Source organism: Vibrio sp. 1CM23M (assembly GCF_023161755.1).
In the GTDB taxonomy this organism is placed as follows: Bacteria; Pseudomonadota; Gammaproteobacteria; order Enterobacterales; family Vibrionaceae; genus Vibrio; species Vibrio coralliirubri.
On the sequence record NZ_JALNTR010000007.1, the window covers coordinates 1 to 16,373 of the forward strand.

The window sequence follows — 16,373 nt, forward strand, 5'->3', positions numbered from 1 at the left end:
TATTGTCTTTGTGATTTTACTTTCATGACACTCAATGCTCTGTATTAAGTGTCTACTTTTATGGGGTCACATCAGATTCGAGATTCGAGATTCGAGATTCGAGATTCGACGAAAAATGATTTGAGGGTTGACTGATTGGGTCAACCCTTTTTCATTGCTGTGGTTTTACGTTGATATGCTATGGTTCAGAAGCTTACGGTTTAAGGGCTTTACGACTAAACCCTTTAGAACCACATTTAATGCATGGAATGATATTGGTTGGGTGGTTATATTCGGTTTGGTGACCACACTCGTCACATACTAAGGTTCCCAAGCCAATGACTTCACCCGCTTGATACAAGCCTTGGTGTTCTAAGTCTTGGAACAGTTCAACCCATTCCACCTTAGTACGATCAGTAATATCCAACAGCCCTTGCCAAATAGAGTCCGCAATCATCAAATAGAATGGACCGCTTTTACTCTCTTCATAGCTTTCGGAAAACTCTTTTAAGTCCGACTTCACGTAGGCAGAGATCAATGAAAGCTCATCTTTAGTCATATCATTAGCTGCTTTCGCAAACTTGCCCGACGTTTCGATTTTGTTGTTGAGCTCTTCAGGGCTATGCTTCAGCGTTTCAATCACCTCTTCGACGACTTCTTCATAGAGCGCTTTTTTCTTCGGCATAACAACCTCCTTAAGATAACCAACCTTTTAGTGAGCAAACGGATGCGCTGCAATGCACTCCCGCTTACAAACAAATGCAATTCATACTCTTAAGTATAGTTGCCCTGCGAAATTCAGTGAAAATTACACAATCTACTAGGCGGCAACTGCAAGTATGAAGGGTATAACTATTGTTGTACTCAGCTCCTTTAGGTATTCTATGACGATCTGTAAGATTCTGTTCTAACCGAACTCACAAATTCCAAGATAACCGGATACCATCGATGCAAGAACAATATAACCCGCAAGAGATTGAACAAAAGGTTCAACAACACTGGGATAACAGCGAGACTTTCGTTGTAAGTGAAGACCCAAACAAAGAAAAATTCTACTGTCTTTCTATGTTCCCTTACCCAAGTGGCCGACTGCACATGGGTCACGTGCGTAACTACACCATCGGTGATGTGGTATCTCGTTTCCAACGTCTACAAGGCAAAAACGTAATGCAGCCCATTGGTTGGGATGCATTCGGCCTACCAGCAGAAAACGCAGCTGTTAAAAACAACACAGCGCCTGCACCATGGACTTACGAAAACATTGAGTACATGAAGAATCAGCTTAAACTTCTAGGCTTTGGTTACGACTGGAACCGTGAATTCGCAACATGTACTCCAGAGTACTACCGTTGGGAACAAGAGTTCTTCACTAAGCTTTACGAAAAAGGCCTGGTTTACAAGAAGACGTCTTCAGTGAACTGGTGTCCAAACGACCAAACAGTACTGGCAAACGAGCAAGTAGAAGACGGTTGTTGCTGGCGTTGTGACACTCCAGTAGAGCAAAAGAAAATTCCACAGTGGTTTATTAAAATCACTGAGTACGCTCAAGAGCTACTCGACGATCTAGACAACCTTGAAGGTTGGCCTGAAATGGTTAAGACCATGCAGCGCAACTGGATCGGCCGCTCTGAAGGTGTTGAGCTATCTTTCGCTGTTAACGGCGAAGAAGCACCACTAGAAGTGTACACAACACGTCCAGATACTCTAATGGGTGTTTCTTACGTTGGTATCGCTGCAGGTCACCCTCTTGCAGAGAAAGCATCGAAGAACAACCCAGAGCTTGCTGCATTCGTTGAAGAGTGTCGTAACACTAAAGTTGCTGAAGCTGAACTCGCAACGATGGAAAAGAAAGGTATGGATACTGGCCTAACGGCTATCCACCCTCTTAACGGTCGTGTTGTTCCTGTATACGTAGCAAACTTCGTACTTATGGATTATGGCACAGGTGCGGTAATGGCGGTTCCTGCTCACGATCAACGAGACTACGAGTTCGCAACTAAGTACAGCATCGATATCATCCCAGTAATCAAACCTGAAGATGGTTCTGAACTAGACGTGTCTGAAGCGGCTTACACTGAAAAAGGTGTACTGTTTGACTCTGGTGAATTCGATGGTCTTGCGTTCCAAGAAGCATTCGATGCAATTGCTGCGAAGCTTGAAGCTGAAGGCAAAGGTAAGAAGACAGTAAACTTCCGTCTACGTGACTGGGGTGTATCTCGTCAGCGTTACTGGGGTGCTCCAATCCCAATGGTAACCACTGAAGACGGTCAAGTTCACCCAGTACCAGCAGACCAACTGCCAGTCATTCTTCCTGAAGATGTAGTAATGGATGGCGTAACTAGCCCAATCAAGGCAGACAAGTCTTGGGCTGAAACAACATTTAACGGCGAACCAGCTCTACGTGAGACTGACACGTTCGATACGTTTATGGAGTCTTCTTGGTACTACGCACGTTACTGCTCTCCACAAGCAGACGACATTCTAGATCCAGAGAAAGCAAACTACTGGTTACCAGTTGACCAATACGTTGGTGGTATCGAGCACGCTTGTATGCACCTGCTTTACTCTCGTTTCTTCCATAAGCTTCTACGTGATGCTGGTTACGTGACGTCTGACGAACCGTTCAAGCAACTACTGTGTCAAGGCATGGTTCTGGCTGACGCGTTCTATCACGAAAACGAAAAAGGCACCAAAGAGTGGATTGCACCGACTGACGTAACGGTTGAACGTGACGGTAAAGGTCGCATCGAAAAAGCAGTCGATGATCAAGGCCGTGAAGTTGAACACTCAGGCATGATCAAAATGTCTAAGTCTAAGAACAACGGTATCGACCCACAAGAGATGGTAGACAAATACGGCGCTGATACAGTACGTCTATTCATGATGTTTGCATCACCTGCAGACATGACGCTTGAGTGGCAAGAGTCTGGCGTTGAAGGTGCTAACCGCTTCCTTAAACGTGTTTGGAAATTGGTTCACGCTCACTCTTCTAAAGGTGCAGCTGAATCTGTTGATGCTTCTGCGCTATCTGGCGACCAAAAAGCACTTCGCCGTGATATCCACAAGACTATCGCGAAAGTAACGGACGATATCGGCCGTCGCCAAACGTTCAACACAGCAATCGCTGCGATCATGGAATTGATGAACAAGCTAGCGAAAGCCCCTCAAGAGTCTGTACAAGATCGTGCAATCCTTGATGAAGCACTAAAAGCTGTCGTTCGCATGCTTTACCCAATGACGCCACACATCTCTTACGAAATGTGGATTGCACTGGGTGAATCAAACGTAGACTCAGCAACATGGCCAACTTTCGATGAGAAAGCGCTAGTTGAAGACGAGAAGACTATCGTTGTAATGATCAACGGTAAGCTACGTGCGAAACTGACTGTTGCTGCTGATGCGACTGAAGAGCAAGTTCGTGAACTTGGTCTAAACGATGAGAACGCTAAGAAGTTCCTAGATGGCTTAACTATTCGTAAAGTTATCTTTGTACCAGGTAAGCTTCTAAACATCGTTGCTAACTAATTTCGTTAGCACAATGTAATTGCTAAAGAATTAACGAACTTAATTCATCAAAAGCAGTCTGTAGACAGGGTAGCTAATTGCCCTGTCTACTTATTTAAGTGCTTTAGACTTGAGCCTAACCACTCAAACGAACTAAAGCCTTTAAATAAGTATTCTACCTTCATGAGAGCCATCAAATAATGCGCCTGATTTCACTATCTTCATTGAAAGTTACTGTTGTTGTTTTAACTGTCAGCCTATTAAGTGCCTGTGGTTTCCACCTGCGTGGTGATTACTCCGTACCAGAAGAACTCAACAAGATCTCCGTAACCAGTTACGACCAATACAGTACGTTTACACGTATGATGAAAGGTCAACTGCGTATGAATGATGTAGAAATTGTACCACCGGCTGAGAATACACCTAATCTGCACATTATTAGTGAGAGCGTAGGTGAGCGAACTCTGTCTCTATACCAAAACACTCGTGCAGCAGAGAAAGAACTGACATTCCGAGCAAGATATCGAGTTACTGTCCCAGATCTAGGCTCAAAGACATTCTCAACCAGCGTAACCCGTAGTTACCTAGATAACCCGTTAACTGCACTTGCGAAGTCGGTTGAACGAGACATGATCGAAGATGAGATGCGTAAGTTGGCAACAAGCCAAATCCTTCGTCAGATGGCTCGACTAAAAGCGGACATTGCAGCTGATAGCATGGATTTAGAAGCGTTAGAACACGTTCAAGTGAAAGAACTCGAAAAGCAATACAACATCAAGAATGTTGAAATTGACGACGTTGAGATCGTACCAACTTCAGAAGAACAACCAACACTTAGCGATTCGGCTGAGTAATAGGTTTATTTGATGCGTATTTTTGCTGACCGCTTATCAGAGCAACTGGCTAAACAGTTGAGTAATGTTTACCTAATTTTTGGTAACGAACCTCTACTGCTGCAAGAGAGCCGAGAAGCGATTCAAAAGGCTGCAAAACAACAAGGCTTTGAAGAACGTCACCGCTTTGCGATTGATAGCAGTCTCGACTGGAATCAAGTCTACGACTGCACTCAAGCACTGAGCCTATTCTCTAGCCGTCAGGTCATCGAGCTTGAACTGCCAGAGTCAGGTGTCAATGCCGCAATAGCGAAAGAGCTACTCGCAATCTCCGAGCATATCCACAGTGATATCCTGCTGATCTTGGTAGGCACTAAGCTAACCAAAGCTCAAGAAAGCGCTAAGTGGTTTAAGGCACTTTCGAATCAGGGTCACTGGGTCAGCTGCCTAACGCCAGATGTCAGCCGATTACCTCAGTTTGTCCAAGCACGCTGCCGTCAAATCGGTTTAACACCAGATCCTGAAGCGATTCAAATGCTGGCGCAATGGCATGAGGGTAATCTATTTGCTCTGACCCAAAGCCTAGAAAAACTGGCTCTCCAATACCCAGATGGAAAACTCACGTTAGTACGCTTAGAAGAATCACTGAGTCGACACAACCATTTTACTCCATTCCATTGGAGTGATGCGTTATTGGCAGGCAAAGGAAACCGAGCACAACGAATCCTACGTCAGCTAGAAGCCGAAGGTGTCGAACCCGTCATTTTATTGCGTAGCATACAACGAGAGCTTGCTCTGCTATTACAAATGCAGCAACAAATGAAACAGATGCCGATTGGTCAGGTCTTCGAAAAACACCGTATCTGGCAATCTAAAAAGCCTCTTTATAACGCCGCGCTAACAAGAGTTTCGATTTCTCAATTACACTCTTTGTTCGCGTTGCTCACTCAAGCTGAATTGATGACAAAAACTCAATATGAGCAGTCGCCTTGGCCACTAATTCATCAGTTAAGCGTAGAGTTTTGTATCCCTTCAGCTTCAATACCATTTCACGCATAAAAGCGTGGTATATTCTAGGGTCAACAGCCCCTAAAAAGCTAAATTCAGATTAAAGGAACACCCCGTGTTACGTGAAGAACTAAAAGATTTTCTTGCAGACAAAGCCGACGACATGAAAGCAGAATCGATTGTGACTATCGATGTAGAAGGCAAATCAAGCGTTACTGATTACATGATTGTTTGTACTGGTACCTCTAAGCGCCATGTTGCTTCTATTGCACAGCATGTTGCTGATGAAGTACGTAAAGCAGGTATGCAGCCACTAGGCATGGACGGCCAGCAAGAAGGTGAATGGGTTGTTCTAGATATGGGCACAAGCATGCTTCACGTTATGCAAGAAGAACACCGTGAACTGTACCAACTAGAAAAACTTTGGGGCTAAGCTTTGAAGATCCAGTTAATCGCAGTTGGCACAAAAATGCCGAAGTGGGTTGAAGAAGGCTTTAAAGAATACAAACGCCGCTTCCCTCATGATATGCCATTAGAGCTCATTGAAATCACTGCGGGAAAGCGCGGTAAAAATGCGGATATTGCACGCATTCTTCAAAAAGAAGGCGAAGCAATGTTGGCAGCGGTTCCAAAAGGCAACCGCATTGTCACGCTTGATATCCCAGGTAAAAAGTGGGACACCCCGCAACTGGCAGAGCAATTGGAAAGTTGGAAATTGGATGGACGCGACGTTTCTATCCTTATCGGCGGGCCTGAAGGATTAGCACCTGCATGTAAAGCGGCTGCAGACCAAAGTTGGTCTCTGTCTGCGCTTACTCTCCCTCACCCATTAGTACGCGTTGTCATGGCTGAAAGCTTGTATCGAGCTTGGAGCATCACTGCTAACCACCCTTATCATCGAGAATAAGCGTTAATGTTACGTAAACGTAGCCAAATCCGTGATTACAAAGCAGAAGCACGACTATTTACTAATCGTGCTTTTGTTGCGTTTGCGGGGATCATAGTCATGATATCGATATTGGTTGTTAACCTGTACAACATTCAGGTCAATCAATATCAAGACTATAAAACCCGCTCTAACGATAACCGCATCAAGGTCGTTCCAATCGCCCCTAACCGTGGTTTGATTTACGATCGTAATGGTGTACTTCTTGCCGAAAATCGCCCGGTTTTCAACCTAGAAATCACGCCAGAAAAAATCAAAGATATGGATGACACGCTCGTCCGTCTACAAGAATTAATCGAGATCCCACCAGAGCGTATTGAACGATTTGATCGTGATCGCCGCAATTCACGACGCTTCAAGTCAGTACCGATTCTGAATCAGCTTACCGAAGAACAAGTTGCGATCTTCTCTGTAAATCAGCATAAATTCCCAGGCGTTGAAGTTACAGGTACGCTAAAACGTTTCTACCCTTATGGTGATGTGTTAACTCACGTGATTGGCTACGTATCGCGCATCAATGACCGTGATATGCAGCGCTTGGTTCGCGAAGAGAAAGACGCCAATTACCAAGCCACTCGCGACATCGGTAAACTTGGTATTGAGCGCTACTACGAAGACATGCTTCACGGTACCGCTGGCTATCAAGAAGTCGAAGTTAACAGCCGTGGACGAGTGATCCGTACCCTTAAGTTTGTACCGTCGGTTCCGGGGAAAGATATCGTGCTCAACTTAGATATCAAGCTGCAACTATACGTACATAAGTTGCTTGATGGCCGCCGCGGTTCAGCTATCGTTCTCGACCCGAAAGACAATGGCGTGCTAGCTATGGTATCAAGCCCAAGCTACGACCCAAATGCATTCGTACATGGTATTTCGTCTAAAGGTTATAACGCCCTGCTTCAAGACAAAGACCGCCCTTTGGTTAACCGTGCAACGCTAGGTATTTATCCACCAGCATCGACGATCAAGCCATTCATTGCTGTTGCTGCTCTGCAAGAAGGTGTGATTACACCTAATACAACGCGTAATGACCCAGGTTATTGGAAGATTCCTAATTCAAAAACAAGACCATTCCGTGACTGGTTACGTTGGGGACACGGCGTCGTTGATATAGAGAAAGCGATTGAAGAGTCAGTGGATACTTTCTTTTACCAAATTGCTTATGATCTCGGCATTGATCGCATATCCAAATGGATGATGATGTTCGGCTTTGGTGATTATACTGGCATCGATATTTATGAAGAAAGCAAAGCCAATATGCCAACTCGTGATTGGAAGATGGCCAGACACCGTGTGCCTTGGTACCAAGGTGACACCATCCCAGTTGGTATTGGCCAAGGCTACTGGACTGCAACACCAATGCAGATTGCAAAAGCCACATCAGTTTTGGTCAATGAAGGTGAAGTAACCGCACCTCACCTACTTCGTTCAACCATTGATAACGGTCGTCCATTCGATGAGCAAATCATGTCGGACATTGAAACTTACCCACCGCTAACCGGGGTTAAGAAGAAGTATTGGGATATCGCTCAGGAAGGTATGAGGCTGGCTAACCACGGTAAGAAAGGTACGGCAAGACGTTCATTCCAGAAGATGTCTTACCAAACCGCGGGTAAATCGGGTACCGCGCAGGTATTCGGCTTAAAAGAAGATGAAGAGTACAACGCGGATGAAATCGCAGAGCACTTACGCGATCACGCCCTCTTTACGGGTTACGCGCCTTTTGAAGATCCTGAAGCCGTCGTGACTATCGTTCTAGAGAACGCAGGTGGCGGTTCTTCTAACGGCGGCCCAGTAGTAAGAAGGATTTTAGACCATATTATCCTTGCAGAAGATTATCAAAGTGAGCCAATTAAATAATGAAACTTGATCCTTCAACTGGACGAAATAGAGCCCTATTCGAAAGGCTGCATATCGACCTGCCGCTTTTGCTTGGCATTCTGGTTTTAATGGGCTTTGCCCTGCTGATCATGTACAGCGCAAGCGGACAAAGCCTTGCGATGATGGATCGCCAGGCGATGCGCATGGCTCTGTCTTTAGGTGTGATGATCTTCCTAGCGCAGATCTCACCTCGTACTTATGAAACCTTGGCACCACTGCTATTTGTAGGTGGTGTCATCTTGCTATTGGGCGTGTTGTTCTTTGGTGAAGCCTCTAAAGGTGCACAGCGTTGGTTAAACTTCGGCTTTGTTCGATTCCAACCCTCAGAGCTATTAAAGCTCGCGGTGCCTTTGATGTTAGCAAGATTTATCGGTAAGCGCTCACTTCCGCCCACCTTCCAAACATTAGCGATCTCGCTAGTGATGGTGTTTGTACCGACGATTCTAATCGCAAAACAACCTGACCTAGGTACATCTATCCTTATCGCCGCATCTGGTATCTTCGTGATATTCCTGGCAGGTATCAGCTGGAAAATCATTGCTAGCGCTGCAATCGCGTTAGGGGCATTTATCCCAATCTTATGGTTCTTCTTAATGCGTGAATATCAAAAAGTACGCGTAAGAACCCTTTTTGATCCTGAATCAGATCCATTAGGTGCGGGTTACCACATCATTCAAAGTAAGATAGCGATAGGCTCGGGTGGTATATCAGGAAAAGGTTGGTTGCAAGGCACTCAATCTCAACTAGAGTTCATCCCTGAGCGTCACACCGATTTCATTTTTGCGGTCATCGCCGAAGAGTGGGGCATGATTGGTATATTGTTCTTGCTTGCTATCTACTTGTTTATTATTGGACGTGGCTTAGTGCTTGCGAGCCAAGCTCAAACCGCATTCGGTCGAATGATGGGCGGCAGTATTGTCCTGAGCTTCTTCGTTTATATTTTTGTAAACATTGGCATGGTAAGTGGCATTCTACCTGTGGTTGGTGTTCCTCTTCCTCTAGTCAGTTATGGCGGTACTTCAATGGTTACCCTTATGGCTGGTTTTGGTATTTTAATGTCGATCCATACACACAGAAAAGCATTCTCAAAGGCGACCTAATCGATGTCTATTACAACGTTTCCAAAAAAAGCATCCTTGGTTGAAGAGCTGCCAATCAAAAAAATAGTCTCTATCTTGGGGCTAGCGATTTTAATCAATGGTTGTTCTTCAAAACAGCCAACAGGCCGCTACGATATTGATTCAGATATTGCACCAGATGCACCTATCTCAGTAGAGCATCTCGAGGATGCTCACCCTCAGTATGAACCTTATAGTTTAGGTGGTAACACGGATTACACTTTACGTGGCGAAGACTACAAGATCGTAAAGAAGACCGAAGGGTTTACTGAGAAAGGCAAAGCCTCTTGGTACGGTAAGAAATTTCATGGTCACTTAACGTCTAACGGCGAGATCTACGATATGTATTCGATGTCTGCGGCGCACAAAACATTGCCAATTCCAAGCTATGTAAAAGTGACGAATACCGACAATAACAAAACGACAATTGTTCGTATCAATGACCGCGGCCCATTCCATGAAGGCCGAATCATTGACCTTAGTTATGCGGCAGCTTACAAGCTCGATGTGTTGAGAACCGGCACAGCAAATGTTGAGATTGAAGTCATTACTGTGGCTATGCCAACCGACGCAAATAAAAAGGCTGCTTTACCGCAATTTATTATTCAAGTCGCGACATCTCCGCATGAAGATAGAACAGAGAAGTTAGCGAAAGATCTAGCCGAAAAGCTAGAAGTAGCAACGTTCTTGCAGCCAAATGATGACAACTACCGTCTGATGATTGGGCCATTTCATGACTATGCTCTGACTCAAGAGAAATTAGAACAAGTTAAGCTAATGGGTTACCCGTCAGCTTATATAAAAAAACACACCCTAACTCGCTAATTAATCTAACAGTTACTTCTGGTAATCAGCGCTCTGGTGTGACAGAGTGATTCTGTTAATATATGAATAGTTCACCAAATAATTGCATTCAAAATGATTAAATCTAATAAACTTGTTAAATCGATTTTTGCTACTTCTGTTGCTCTTTCTGCAACGATAGCTACATCGTCATTCGCCGCTCCTATTGTTGTTCCTGATGCACCTCAAATCGCCGCTAAAGGTTTTGTTCTGATGGATTACCATTCAGGCAAAGTACTAGCAGAGAAAGAGATGAATACTCAGCTTTCTCCAGCAAGTTTAACCAAGATGATGACGAGCTACGTGATCGGCCAAGAGCTCGATCGTGGCAACATCAACCTAAACGACGATGTTGTAATCAGTGAAAATGCTTGGGCTAAAAACTTCCCAGATTCATCTAAGATGTTTGTTGAAGTTGGCACTACGGTTAAAGTTGAAGAACTGAACCGCGGTATCATCATTCAATCAGGTAACGATGCATGTGTTGCTATGGCTGAACACATCGCTGGCTCTGAAGATGCATTCGTTGATCTAATGAACGCTTGGGCAAGCTCTATCGGCATGAAAGACACGCACTTTGCTAACGTGCACGGTCTAGACAACCCGAACCTATACTCAACGCCTTACGATATGGCGCTACTTGGTCAGGCACTGATTCGCGACGTACCAGACGAGTACCGTATCTACTCACAGAAGAAATTCACATACAACGGCATCACCCAATACAACCGTAACGGTCTGTTATGGGATAAGAGCATGAACGTTGATGGCATCAAAACGGGCCACACAAGCAATGCAGGTTACAGCCTAGTAAGCTCAGCGACAGAAGGCAAAATGCGCCTAGTTGCCGTAGTAATGGGCACCAAGAATGCGAATGCTCGTAAAACAGAAAGCAAAAAACTGCTTAGCTACGGCTTCCGCTTCTTTGAAACAGTGGCACCACACACAGCCGGTGAAACTTTCGTAGAAGAGAAGATCTGGATGGGTAGCAAGGACACTGTTGCATTAGGTGTCGACGAAGATACGTTCGTGACGCTACCTCGTGGTCAAGCTAAGAACCTGAAGGCAAGCTTCGTTCTTGAGAAAGAGCTAGAAGCGCCAATCAGCAAAGGCGATGTAGTTGGTAAACTATTCTACCAAGTAGACGGTGAAGACGTTGCTGAATACCCACTACTAGCACTTGAAGATGTAGACCAAGGCAGCCTATTTAGCCGTCTATGGGACTACCTAGTTCTTCTGTTCAAGGGTTTATTCTAAACAAGCCAAAGGTTTGTTCTAGGTAAAACCTAAGCTTGTTGTATAGCTAAACTAATGAGTAAGTTCATGATTTACTCATTAGCGAACCAAAAGCCGCCATGTGCGGCTTTTGTTGATCTTGAGTTCGGTGATATTTACACGTAATATTCCGCCTTATTACTCGTGTCTGTTGACCGAACACGCTTTTTATCGACATTTCGCCAATTTGCGAGAGTCTAGCCTTTTGGAGCTAATCATGAACATCAATTCTGATGCAAAACTAAAAGACCTCTTAGAGTTCCCTTGTTCATTCACTTACAAAGTAATGGGCCACGCTAAGCCAGAACTGACTGAGCTAGTACTAGAAGTGATCCAGCGTCATGCTCCTGGTGACTACAGCCCAACGCTAAAACCGAGTGCGAAAGGTAACTACCACTCTGTTTCTATCAATATTACTGCGACTTCAATTGAGCAAGTAGAAACTCTTTATAAAGAACTGGGCGAGATCGAAATCGTTCGTATGGTTCTGTAATCTCCGATTACACATGAAAAACAGCGGCTTATTGCCGCTGTTTTTGTTTAAAGCACCCTATCTAGCTCAAATTCATTCAACTTAATTTTCAATAAATACAAAGAAAGTTGAAAAACCTTGCAGTCCGTCTGTAGTTAGAATCATGTTTCGCGTTTATAATGCGTTCACTTTATTAATCCTTGAGGGAGTGCAGCTTTGCAAAATAAGCTAATCGTAAAAAAATTAGGCCGTCAGGATTACGAACCTGTATGGAAAGCCATGCATAAGTTCACAGACGAACGCACGGAAGAAGACGTAGACCAAGTTTGGTTGGTTGAACACAACCCAGTCTTCACTCAAGGACAAGCAGGCAAAGCCGAGCATGTATTAAATGCCGGTGATATCCCTGTAATACAAAGCGATCGCGGTGGCCAAGTGACTTACCACGGCCCAGGCCAATTAGTCGCTTACTTTTTGATTAACATCCGCCGCAAGAAATTCGGAGTGCGTGATTTGGTTACTCATATCGAGAACCTCGTAATCAATACTCTGAAAGCTTACAATATAGATTCAGCTGCCCGACCTGACGCTCCTGGTGTTTATGTCGATGGCAAGAAAATCTGTTCACTCGGATTACGTATTCGACGTGGCTGCTCGTTCCACGGGCTAGCACTCAACGTCGATATGGACCTGTCTCCATTCCTACGTATTAACCCATGCGGTTACCAAGGTATGGAAATGGCGCAGGTAAGCCAACTCGGCGGACCAAGTGAACTAGAAAACGTTGAGCAACAGTTAATACAAGAGCTCGTAGAGCTACTCGGCTATGACCAAGTAGACATTCAAGCCACCAGTAACATTACAGCAGAAGCATAAAATCATGAGCAAACCAATCCAAATGGAAAAAGGCGTTAAATATCGTGACGCTGACAAAATGGCATTAATTCCCGTAAAGAATATGCCTGCTGAACAGAAAGAAGTTCTACGTAAGCCTGAATGGATGAAAATTAAACTTCCTTCAGACAGCCATCGTATTCAAGAAATCAAATCAGCAATGCGCAAAAACAACCTGCACTCAGTTTGTGAAGAAGCGTCTTGCCCTAACCTAGCCGAGTGTTTCAACCACGGTACGGCAACGTTTATGATTCTTGGCGCTATCTGTACTCGTCGCTGCCCGTTCTGTGATGTTGCCCATGGTCGTCCAGTTGCTCCTGAAGCAGAAGAGCCGAAGAAACTGGCTAAGACGATTAAAGACATGAAACTGAAGTACGTAGTAATCACTTCAGTTGACCGTGATGACTTGCGTGACGGCGGTGCTCAGCACTTTGCTGACTGTAACCGTGAGATTCGCGAACTAAACCCAAATATTCGTATAGAAACACTGGTTCCAGACTTCCGCGGTCGTATGGACGTTGCACTTGATCTAATGAAAGACAACCCGCCAGATGTTTTCAACCACAACCTAGAGACAGCGCCACGTCTATACCGTAAAGCGCGTCCAGGTGCGAACTACAAGTGGTCTCTTGATCTACTGAAGAAATTCAAAGAGCAGCACCCTGATATCCCAACAAAATCAGGTGTGATGATGGGTCTTGGTGAGACAAAAGAAGAGATCGTTCAAGTACTGAAAGACCTTCGCGAACATGGTGTGACTATGCTGACACTAGGTCAATACCTAGCACCAAGCCGCCACCACTTACCAGTAGAACGCTACGTGCCGCCTTCTGAGTTCGATGAGCTGAAAGAGATTGCTCTAGAGCTTGGCTTCACTCACGCAGCTTGTGGTCCATTTGTACGTTCTTCTTACCATGCAGACTTGCAAGCTCAAGGTATGGAAATTAAGTAAGCCATTACTTAACTCCCCTCTATTTGAAAGGCGCATCCCCTCAGGTATGCGCCTTTTTAGTATCGACAAACTGTCACGTTACATCGCCATCATTCAGATACAACAAAGCCGCTCTATGAGAGCGGCTTTGTTAAATTAAGACGAGTGAACAATAGGCAAATGGACAATAATGGCTAATTAGCCGAAAGAAGCCCAGATAACCGTTGCTACCAAGATTGGACACACGAACTTCACATACATAGGCCAAACCTTACCAAACCAACCAAGTTGAAAGTCAGGGCAACCTTGCTCAAGCTCTTTCACTTTCGAAGCTCGGCTCCATACCCAACCACCAAACACACAGAACATCAATGCAGCGACCGGTTGAAGGTACTGAGTCGCAATCATCGCAACCATGCCAAACATCGCAGCAAAGTTGTAAACAATCACCACACTAAACAGCGCGATAGCACCACCAATTACCCAGCTTGTTGGCGTACGTCTAGTATTGAAACGCTCACTCACTAGCGCAACCGGGCCTTCAAGCATCGAAATAGAAGAAGTCAGTGCAGCAATCGTTAGTAATAAGAAGAACACAATTGCGAAGATCTGGCCAAGCACACCTAAACTATCAAACATCAACGGCAGAACCGTGAACACTAGCGTGTCAGAACTTAATAGTGAGCCGTCTTCAGCGTAGATTTGAACGCCTTTTTGCATCGCAACAAACATCGCAGGCATAACTACTAAGCCCGCAATAAAGGCAACAGCAGTATCAACCAAGGTTACGTTCATCGCCATTTTTGGCAGGTTCTCTTTCTTACTTAAGTAAGAGCCATAAACCAGCATTGAACAGCCACCAATCGTTAGCGAGAAGAAACCCTGCCCCATTGCCGCTAGGATCAGCTTTCTATCCCACACTTTCTCAAAGTCTGGCACTAGGTAATGCTTTAGGCCTTCCATCGCGCCTGATTGCGTCATGATGTACACGAACAATAGGCCAAATAAAACAAACAGCGCAGGCATCAAACGAGTCGACCACTTCTCAATGCCTTGCTTAACACCGCCCTGCACAATTAAGATAGTCAGTACATAGAACGCGACGGTACCAAATACGTTTCGCTCAACACTGAAGCCTTTAAACCAATCAGCAATCGCTTCTAGACCGATAAGATCCGCGACCGCACCAATTAGGAAGCAGATCAACCAACCGCCAACAATGCTATAAAAGGCTAACACTGCACTTGGTACACTCAGTCCAACCCAACCGACAAACTCACCGACTTTCTTACCCAAAGGGTTTGTCGTCAAAGATCGCATGCTATCAACTGGGTTTGCTTGGCCGTGACGGCCGATAGCCATCTCTACCACCAGCATAGGGAAAGCAACCACGAAGATCATGATTAGGTAAACAAGCAGAAAAGCACCACCACCGTTGCTGGCAACTTGAGTTGGGAAACCCCAAATATTACCCAAGCCAACGGCTGCACCGGCCGCTGCTAAAATAAAACCCAAACGAGAGCTAAAGTGCTCTCTTGAAGAGGAAGATTGTTGGTCCATATCGCCCGCATTAAAAATCAGTGAACTAGTTGGGAAGTACAGTAATAAAAAGCAATGATAGGCACAACAAATAAATGAACAATTCTCTGATTTTTACAATCAATGCGCTATTTAGAACCACAAAATTAACAAATGACCAGTCTTATCGTTCAATTAAAAGCAATAAAGCGAGGTGGCAGGCTTGAGAAGGAAATGGATTAAATTGAGATAAATACTCGCCGTGTGGTTCCATTTATACAAACAAAAAGAGCACCAGTCGGTGCTCTTGCTGTTCACAAGTTGATCCAGATTAGATCGTGAAGACTTGATAGTCTTTTAGGTTCGGAATGATTTCATGCAACTCTTGCTCTTGTTCCGCCATCTCATCAAGAGAATCACAGAACTCGTTTGCTTCTTCTTGTACTTGTTGAGAGTGTTCTTTCATTCGCTCTTCAACTTTAAGCTTTAATTCAGCCATGCTATCTGCCAGTTCAGTCAGGTTTAGTCCACCCTCTTGCTTCATCTTTTCAGACATCGCATTGAAAGCACTCGAGATAAACTCTTGGTTAAAGATCTCTTTAGCCTTCTCGAAATCTTCAGACCAACCATTGGCCATCGAATCAAAGCTTTCTGCTGGTAGCACTAACTCGCCATCTTTGTAGTAACGCGCTTCCAGTTCTGCAAAGTAGGTTTTCATTGATTCTTTTACATTATCAAATGACTCAGGTGAATCTAGGCTAGCCGCGATATCATCAATCACGTCATTGGCTAACGCTAAGCTATCGTTCGCCATTTGTTTCGCTCGAGGTAAGTACTCACTCATGTTTTCGCGGTATTTCTCAATCGCCGCTTGTTGGTCGGCATCAAGCTCAACCTTCTCACCATGGATATAGAGATCGTTGTTATCATCAAAAACGGCCGTATCACCATTCACTTGATGGATTTCGACTTTTTGATCATCGATTCGTAGTTCATTTTTCAAATCAACTCGACACTGCGCTGCAAACGTTGGCAGGCTCACAACAGCGATAACCGCTGTTAGTGATGCAATTAATACATTGTTTTTCATAACATCCTCTCATCAATCTGACAGATTACTATACCCTTGGTATATGCTTCTTTGTCAGAGAAACGTTTAATATCGACCAAC

Annotated in this window: 15 protein-coding genes; 12 read left to right on the top strand and 3 right to left on the bottom strand. The window is 44.6% G+C overall.

Annotated features, from left to right (window positions below; translation table 11 throughout):
- Positions 1-193: 193 nt before the first annotated feature.
- Positions 194-664: a zinc ribbon-containing protein gene (locus MSG35_RS18170; protein WP_017062329.1), complete on the bottom strand. Its 471-nt coding sequence runs from the start codon at positions 662-664 to the stop codon at positions 194-196.
- Between the two features lie 263 nt (positions 665-927).
- Here MSG35_RS18170 and leuS point away from each other — a divergent pair, with 263 nt between their 5' ends.
- The 12 genes from leuS (at position 928) to lipA (ending at position 13,705) form a co-directional block, all read left to right on the top strand.
- Positions 928-3,504 carry a leucine--tRNA ligase gene (leuS, locus tag MSG35_RS18175; RefSeq protein ID WP_248384689.1) on the top strand — a complete coding sequence of 859 codons (2,577 nt, stop codon included), beginning with the start codon at positions 928-930 and terminating at the stop codon, positions 3,502-3,504.
- A gap of 179 nt (positions 3,505-3,683) precedes the next feature.
- Positions 3,684-4,337 carry an LPS assembly lipoprotein LptE gene (lptE, locus tag MSG35_RS18180; protein ID WP_248384690.1) on the top strand — a complete coding sequence of 218 codons (654 nt, stop codon included), beginning with the start codon at positions 3,684-3,686 and terminating at the stop codon, positions 4,335-4,337.
- A gap of 12 nt (positions 4,338-4,349) precedes the next feature.
- Positions 4,350-5,375, top strand: a complete 1,026-nt coding sequence (gene holA / locus MSG35_RS18185) for a DNA polymerase III subunit delta (RefSeq protein ID WP_048607954.1) — start codon at positions 4,350-4,352, stop codon at positions 5,373-5,375.
- A gap of 64 nt (positions 5,376-5,439) precedes the next feature.
- Positions 5,440-5,757: a ribosome silencing factor gene (rsfS, locus tag MSG35_RS18190; RefSeq protein WP_004735247.1), complete on the top strand. Its 318-nt coding sequence runs from the start codon at positions 5,440-5,442 to the stop codon at positions 5,755-5,757.
- A gap of 3 nt (positions 5,758-5,760) precedes the next feature.
- Positions 5,761-6,231 carry a 23S rRNA (pseudouridine(1915)-N(3))-methyltransferase RlmH gene (gene rlmH, locus MSG35_RS18195; RefSeq protein ID WP_248384691.1) on the top strand — a complete coding sequence of 157 codons (471 nt, stop codon included), beginning with the start codon at positions 5,761-5,763 and terminating at the stop codon, positions 6,229-6,231.
- A 6-nt stretch (positions 6,232-6,237) separates the two neighbouring features.
- On the top strand, positions 6,238-8,130 hold the full coding sequence (mrdA, locus tag MSG35_RS18200) for a penicillin-binding protein 2 (RefSeq protein ID WP_248384692.1): 1,893 nt from the start codon (positions 6,238-6,240) through the stop codon (positions 8,128-8,130).
- The gene (gene rodA / locus MSG35_RS18205; RefSeq protein ID WP_017062334.1) at positions 8,130-9,251 is read left to right on the top strand and encodes a rod shape-determining protein RodA; all 1,122 of its coding nucleotides are present in this window, start codon (positions 8,130-8,132) and stop codon (positions 9,249-9,251) included. Before mrdA ends, rodA begins: the two co-directional genes overlap by 1 nt.
- Before the next feature lie 3 nt (positions 9,252-9,254).
- Positions 9,255-10,094 (top strand): septal ring lytic transglycosylase RlpA family protein, encoded by an 840-nt coding sequence (locus MSG35_RS18210; RefSeq protein ID WP_019820805.1) that lies wholly within the window; start codon positions 9,255-9,257, stop codon positions 10,092-10,094.
- A gap of 93 nt (positions 10,095-10,187) precedes the next feature.
- Positions 10,188-11,369 (top strand): serine hydrolase, encoded by a 1,182-nt coding sequence (locus tag MSG35_RS18215; protein ID WP_017062336.1) that lies wholly within the window; start codon positions 10,188-10,190, stop codon positions 11,367-11,369.
- A gap of 232 nt (positions 11,370-11,601) precedes the next feature.
- Positions 11,602-11,880: a DUF493 family protein YbeD gene (gene ybeD, locus MSG35_RS18220; protein ID WP_026084358.1), complete on the top strand. Its 279-nt coding sequence runs from the start codon at positions 11,602-11,604 to the stop codon at positions 11,878-11,880.
- A gap of 195 nt (positions 11,881-12,075) precedes the next feature.
- Positions 12,076-12,735: a lipoyl(octanoyl) transferase LipB gene (gene lipB, locus MSG35_RS18225; RefSeq protein ID WP_004737632.1), complete on the top strand. Its 660-nt coding sequence runs from the start codon at positions 12,076-12,078 to the stop codon at positions 12,733-12,735.
- 4 nt (positions 12,736-12,739) lie between these two features.
- Positions 12,740-13,705 carry a lipoyl synthase gene (gene lipA, locus MSG35_RS18230; RefSeq protein ID WP_017059920.1) on the top strand — a complete coding sequence of 322 codons (966 nt, stop codon included), beginning with the start codon at positions 12,740-12,742 and terminating at the stop codon, positions 13,703-13,705.
- Positions 13,706-13,882: 177 nt separating this feature from the next.
- On the opposite strand, the gene MSG35_RS18235 is transcribed toward lipA, so the two are convergent.
- Both MSG35_RS18235 and MSG35_RS18240 read right to left on the bottom strand, forming a co-directional pair.
- Positions 13,883-15,244 carry a sodium-dependent transporter gene (locus MSG35_RS18235; RefSeq protein WP_248384693.1) on the bottom strand — a complete coding sequence of 454 codons (1,362 nt, stop codon included), beginning with the start codon at positions 15,242-15,244 and terminating at the stop codon, positions 13,883-13,885.
- 289 nt (positions 15,245-15,533) lie between these two features.
- Positions 15,534-16,292, bottom strand: a complete 759-nt coding sequence (locus MSG35_RS18240) for a YggN family protein (RefSeq protein WP_248384694.1) — start codon at positions 16,290-16,292, stop codon at positions 15,534-15,536.
- Positions 16,293-16,373: the final 81 nt, after the last annotated feature.

What these genes read in the sequence shown, in the direction of transcription:
- leuS (WP_248384689.1), top strand. Translation starts at nt 928, where the DNA reads ATGCAAGAACAATATAACCCGCAAGAGATTGAACAAAAGGTTCAACAA.
- lptE (WP_248384690.1), top strand. Translation starts at nt 3,684, where the DNA reads ATGCGCCTGATTTCACTATCTTCATTGAAAGTTACTGTTGTTGTTTTA.
- rodA (WP_017062334.1), top strand. Translation starts at nt 8,130, where the DNA reads ATGAAACTTGATCCTTCAACTGGACGAAATAGAGCCCTATTCGAAAGG.
- MSG35_RS18170 (WP_017062329.1), bottom strand. Translation starts at nt 664, where the DNA reads ATGCCGAAGAAAAAAGCGCTCTATGAAGAAGTCGTCGAAGAGGTGATT.
- lipA (WP_017059920.1), top strand. Translation starts at nt 12,740, where the DNA reads ATGAGCAAACCAATCCAAATGGAAAAAGGCGTTAAATATCGTGACGCT.
- mrdA (WP_248384692.1), top strand. Translation starts at nt 6,238, where the DNA reads ATGTTACGTAAACGTAGCCAAATCCGTGATTACAAAGCAGAAGCACGA.
- holA (WP_048607954.1), top strand. Translation starts at nt 4,350, where the DNA reads ATGCGTATTTTTGCTGACCGCTTATCAGAGCAACTGGCTAAACAGTTG.
- MSG35_RS18210 (WP_019820805.1), top strand. Translation starts at nt 9,255, where the DNA reads ATGTCTATTACAACGTTTCCAAAAAAAGCATCCTTGGTTGAAGAGCTG.
- MSG35_RS18215 (WP_017062336.1), top strand. Translation starts at nt 10,188, where the DNA reads ATGATTAAATCTAATAAACTTGTTAAATCGATTTTTGCTACTTCTGTT.
- MSG35_RS18235 (WP_248384693.1), bottom strand. Translation starts at nt 15,244, where the DNA reads ATGGACCAACAATCTTCCTCTTCAAGAGAGCACTTTAGCTCTCGTTTG.
- MSG35_RS18240 (WP_248384694.1), bottom strand. Translation starts at nt 16,292, where the DNA reads ATGAAAAACAATGTATTAATTGCATCACTAACAGCGGTTATCGCTGTT.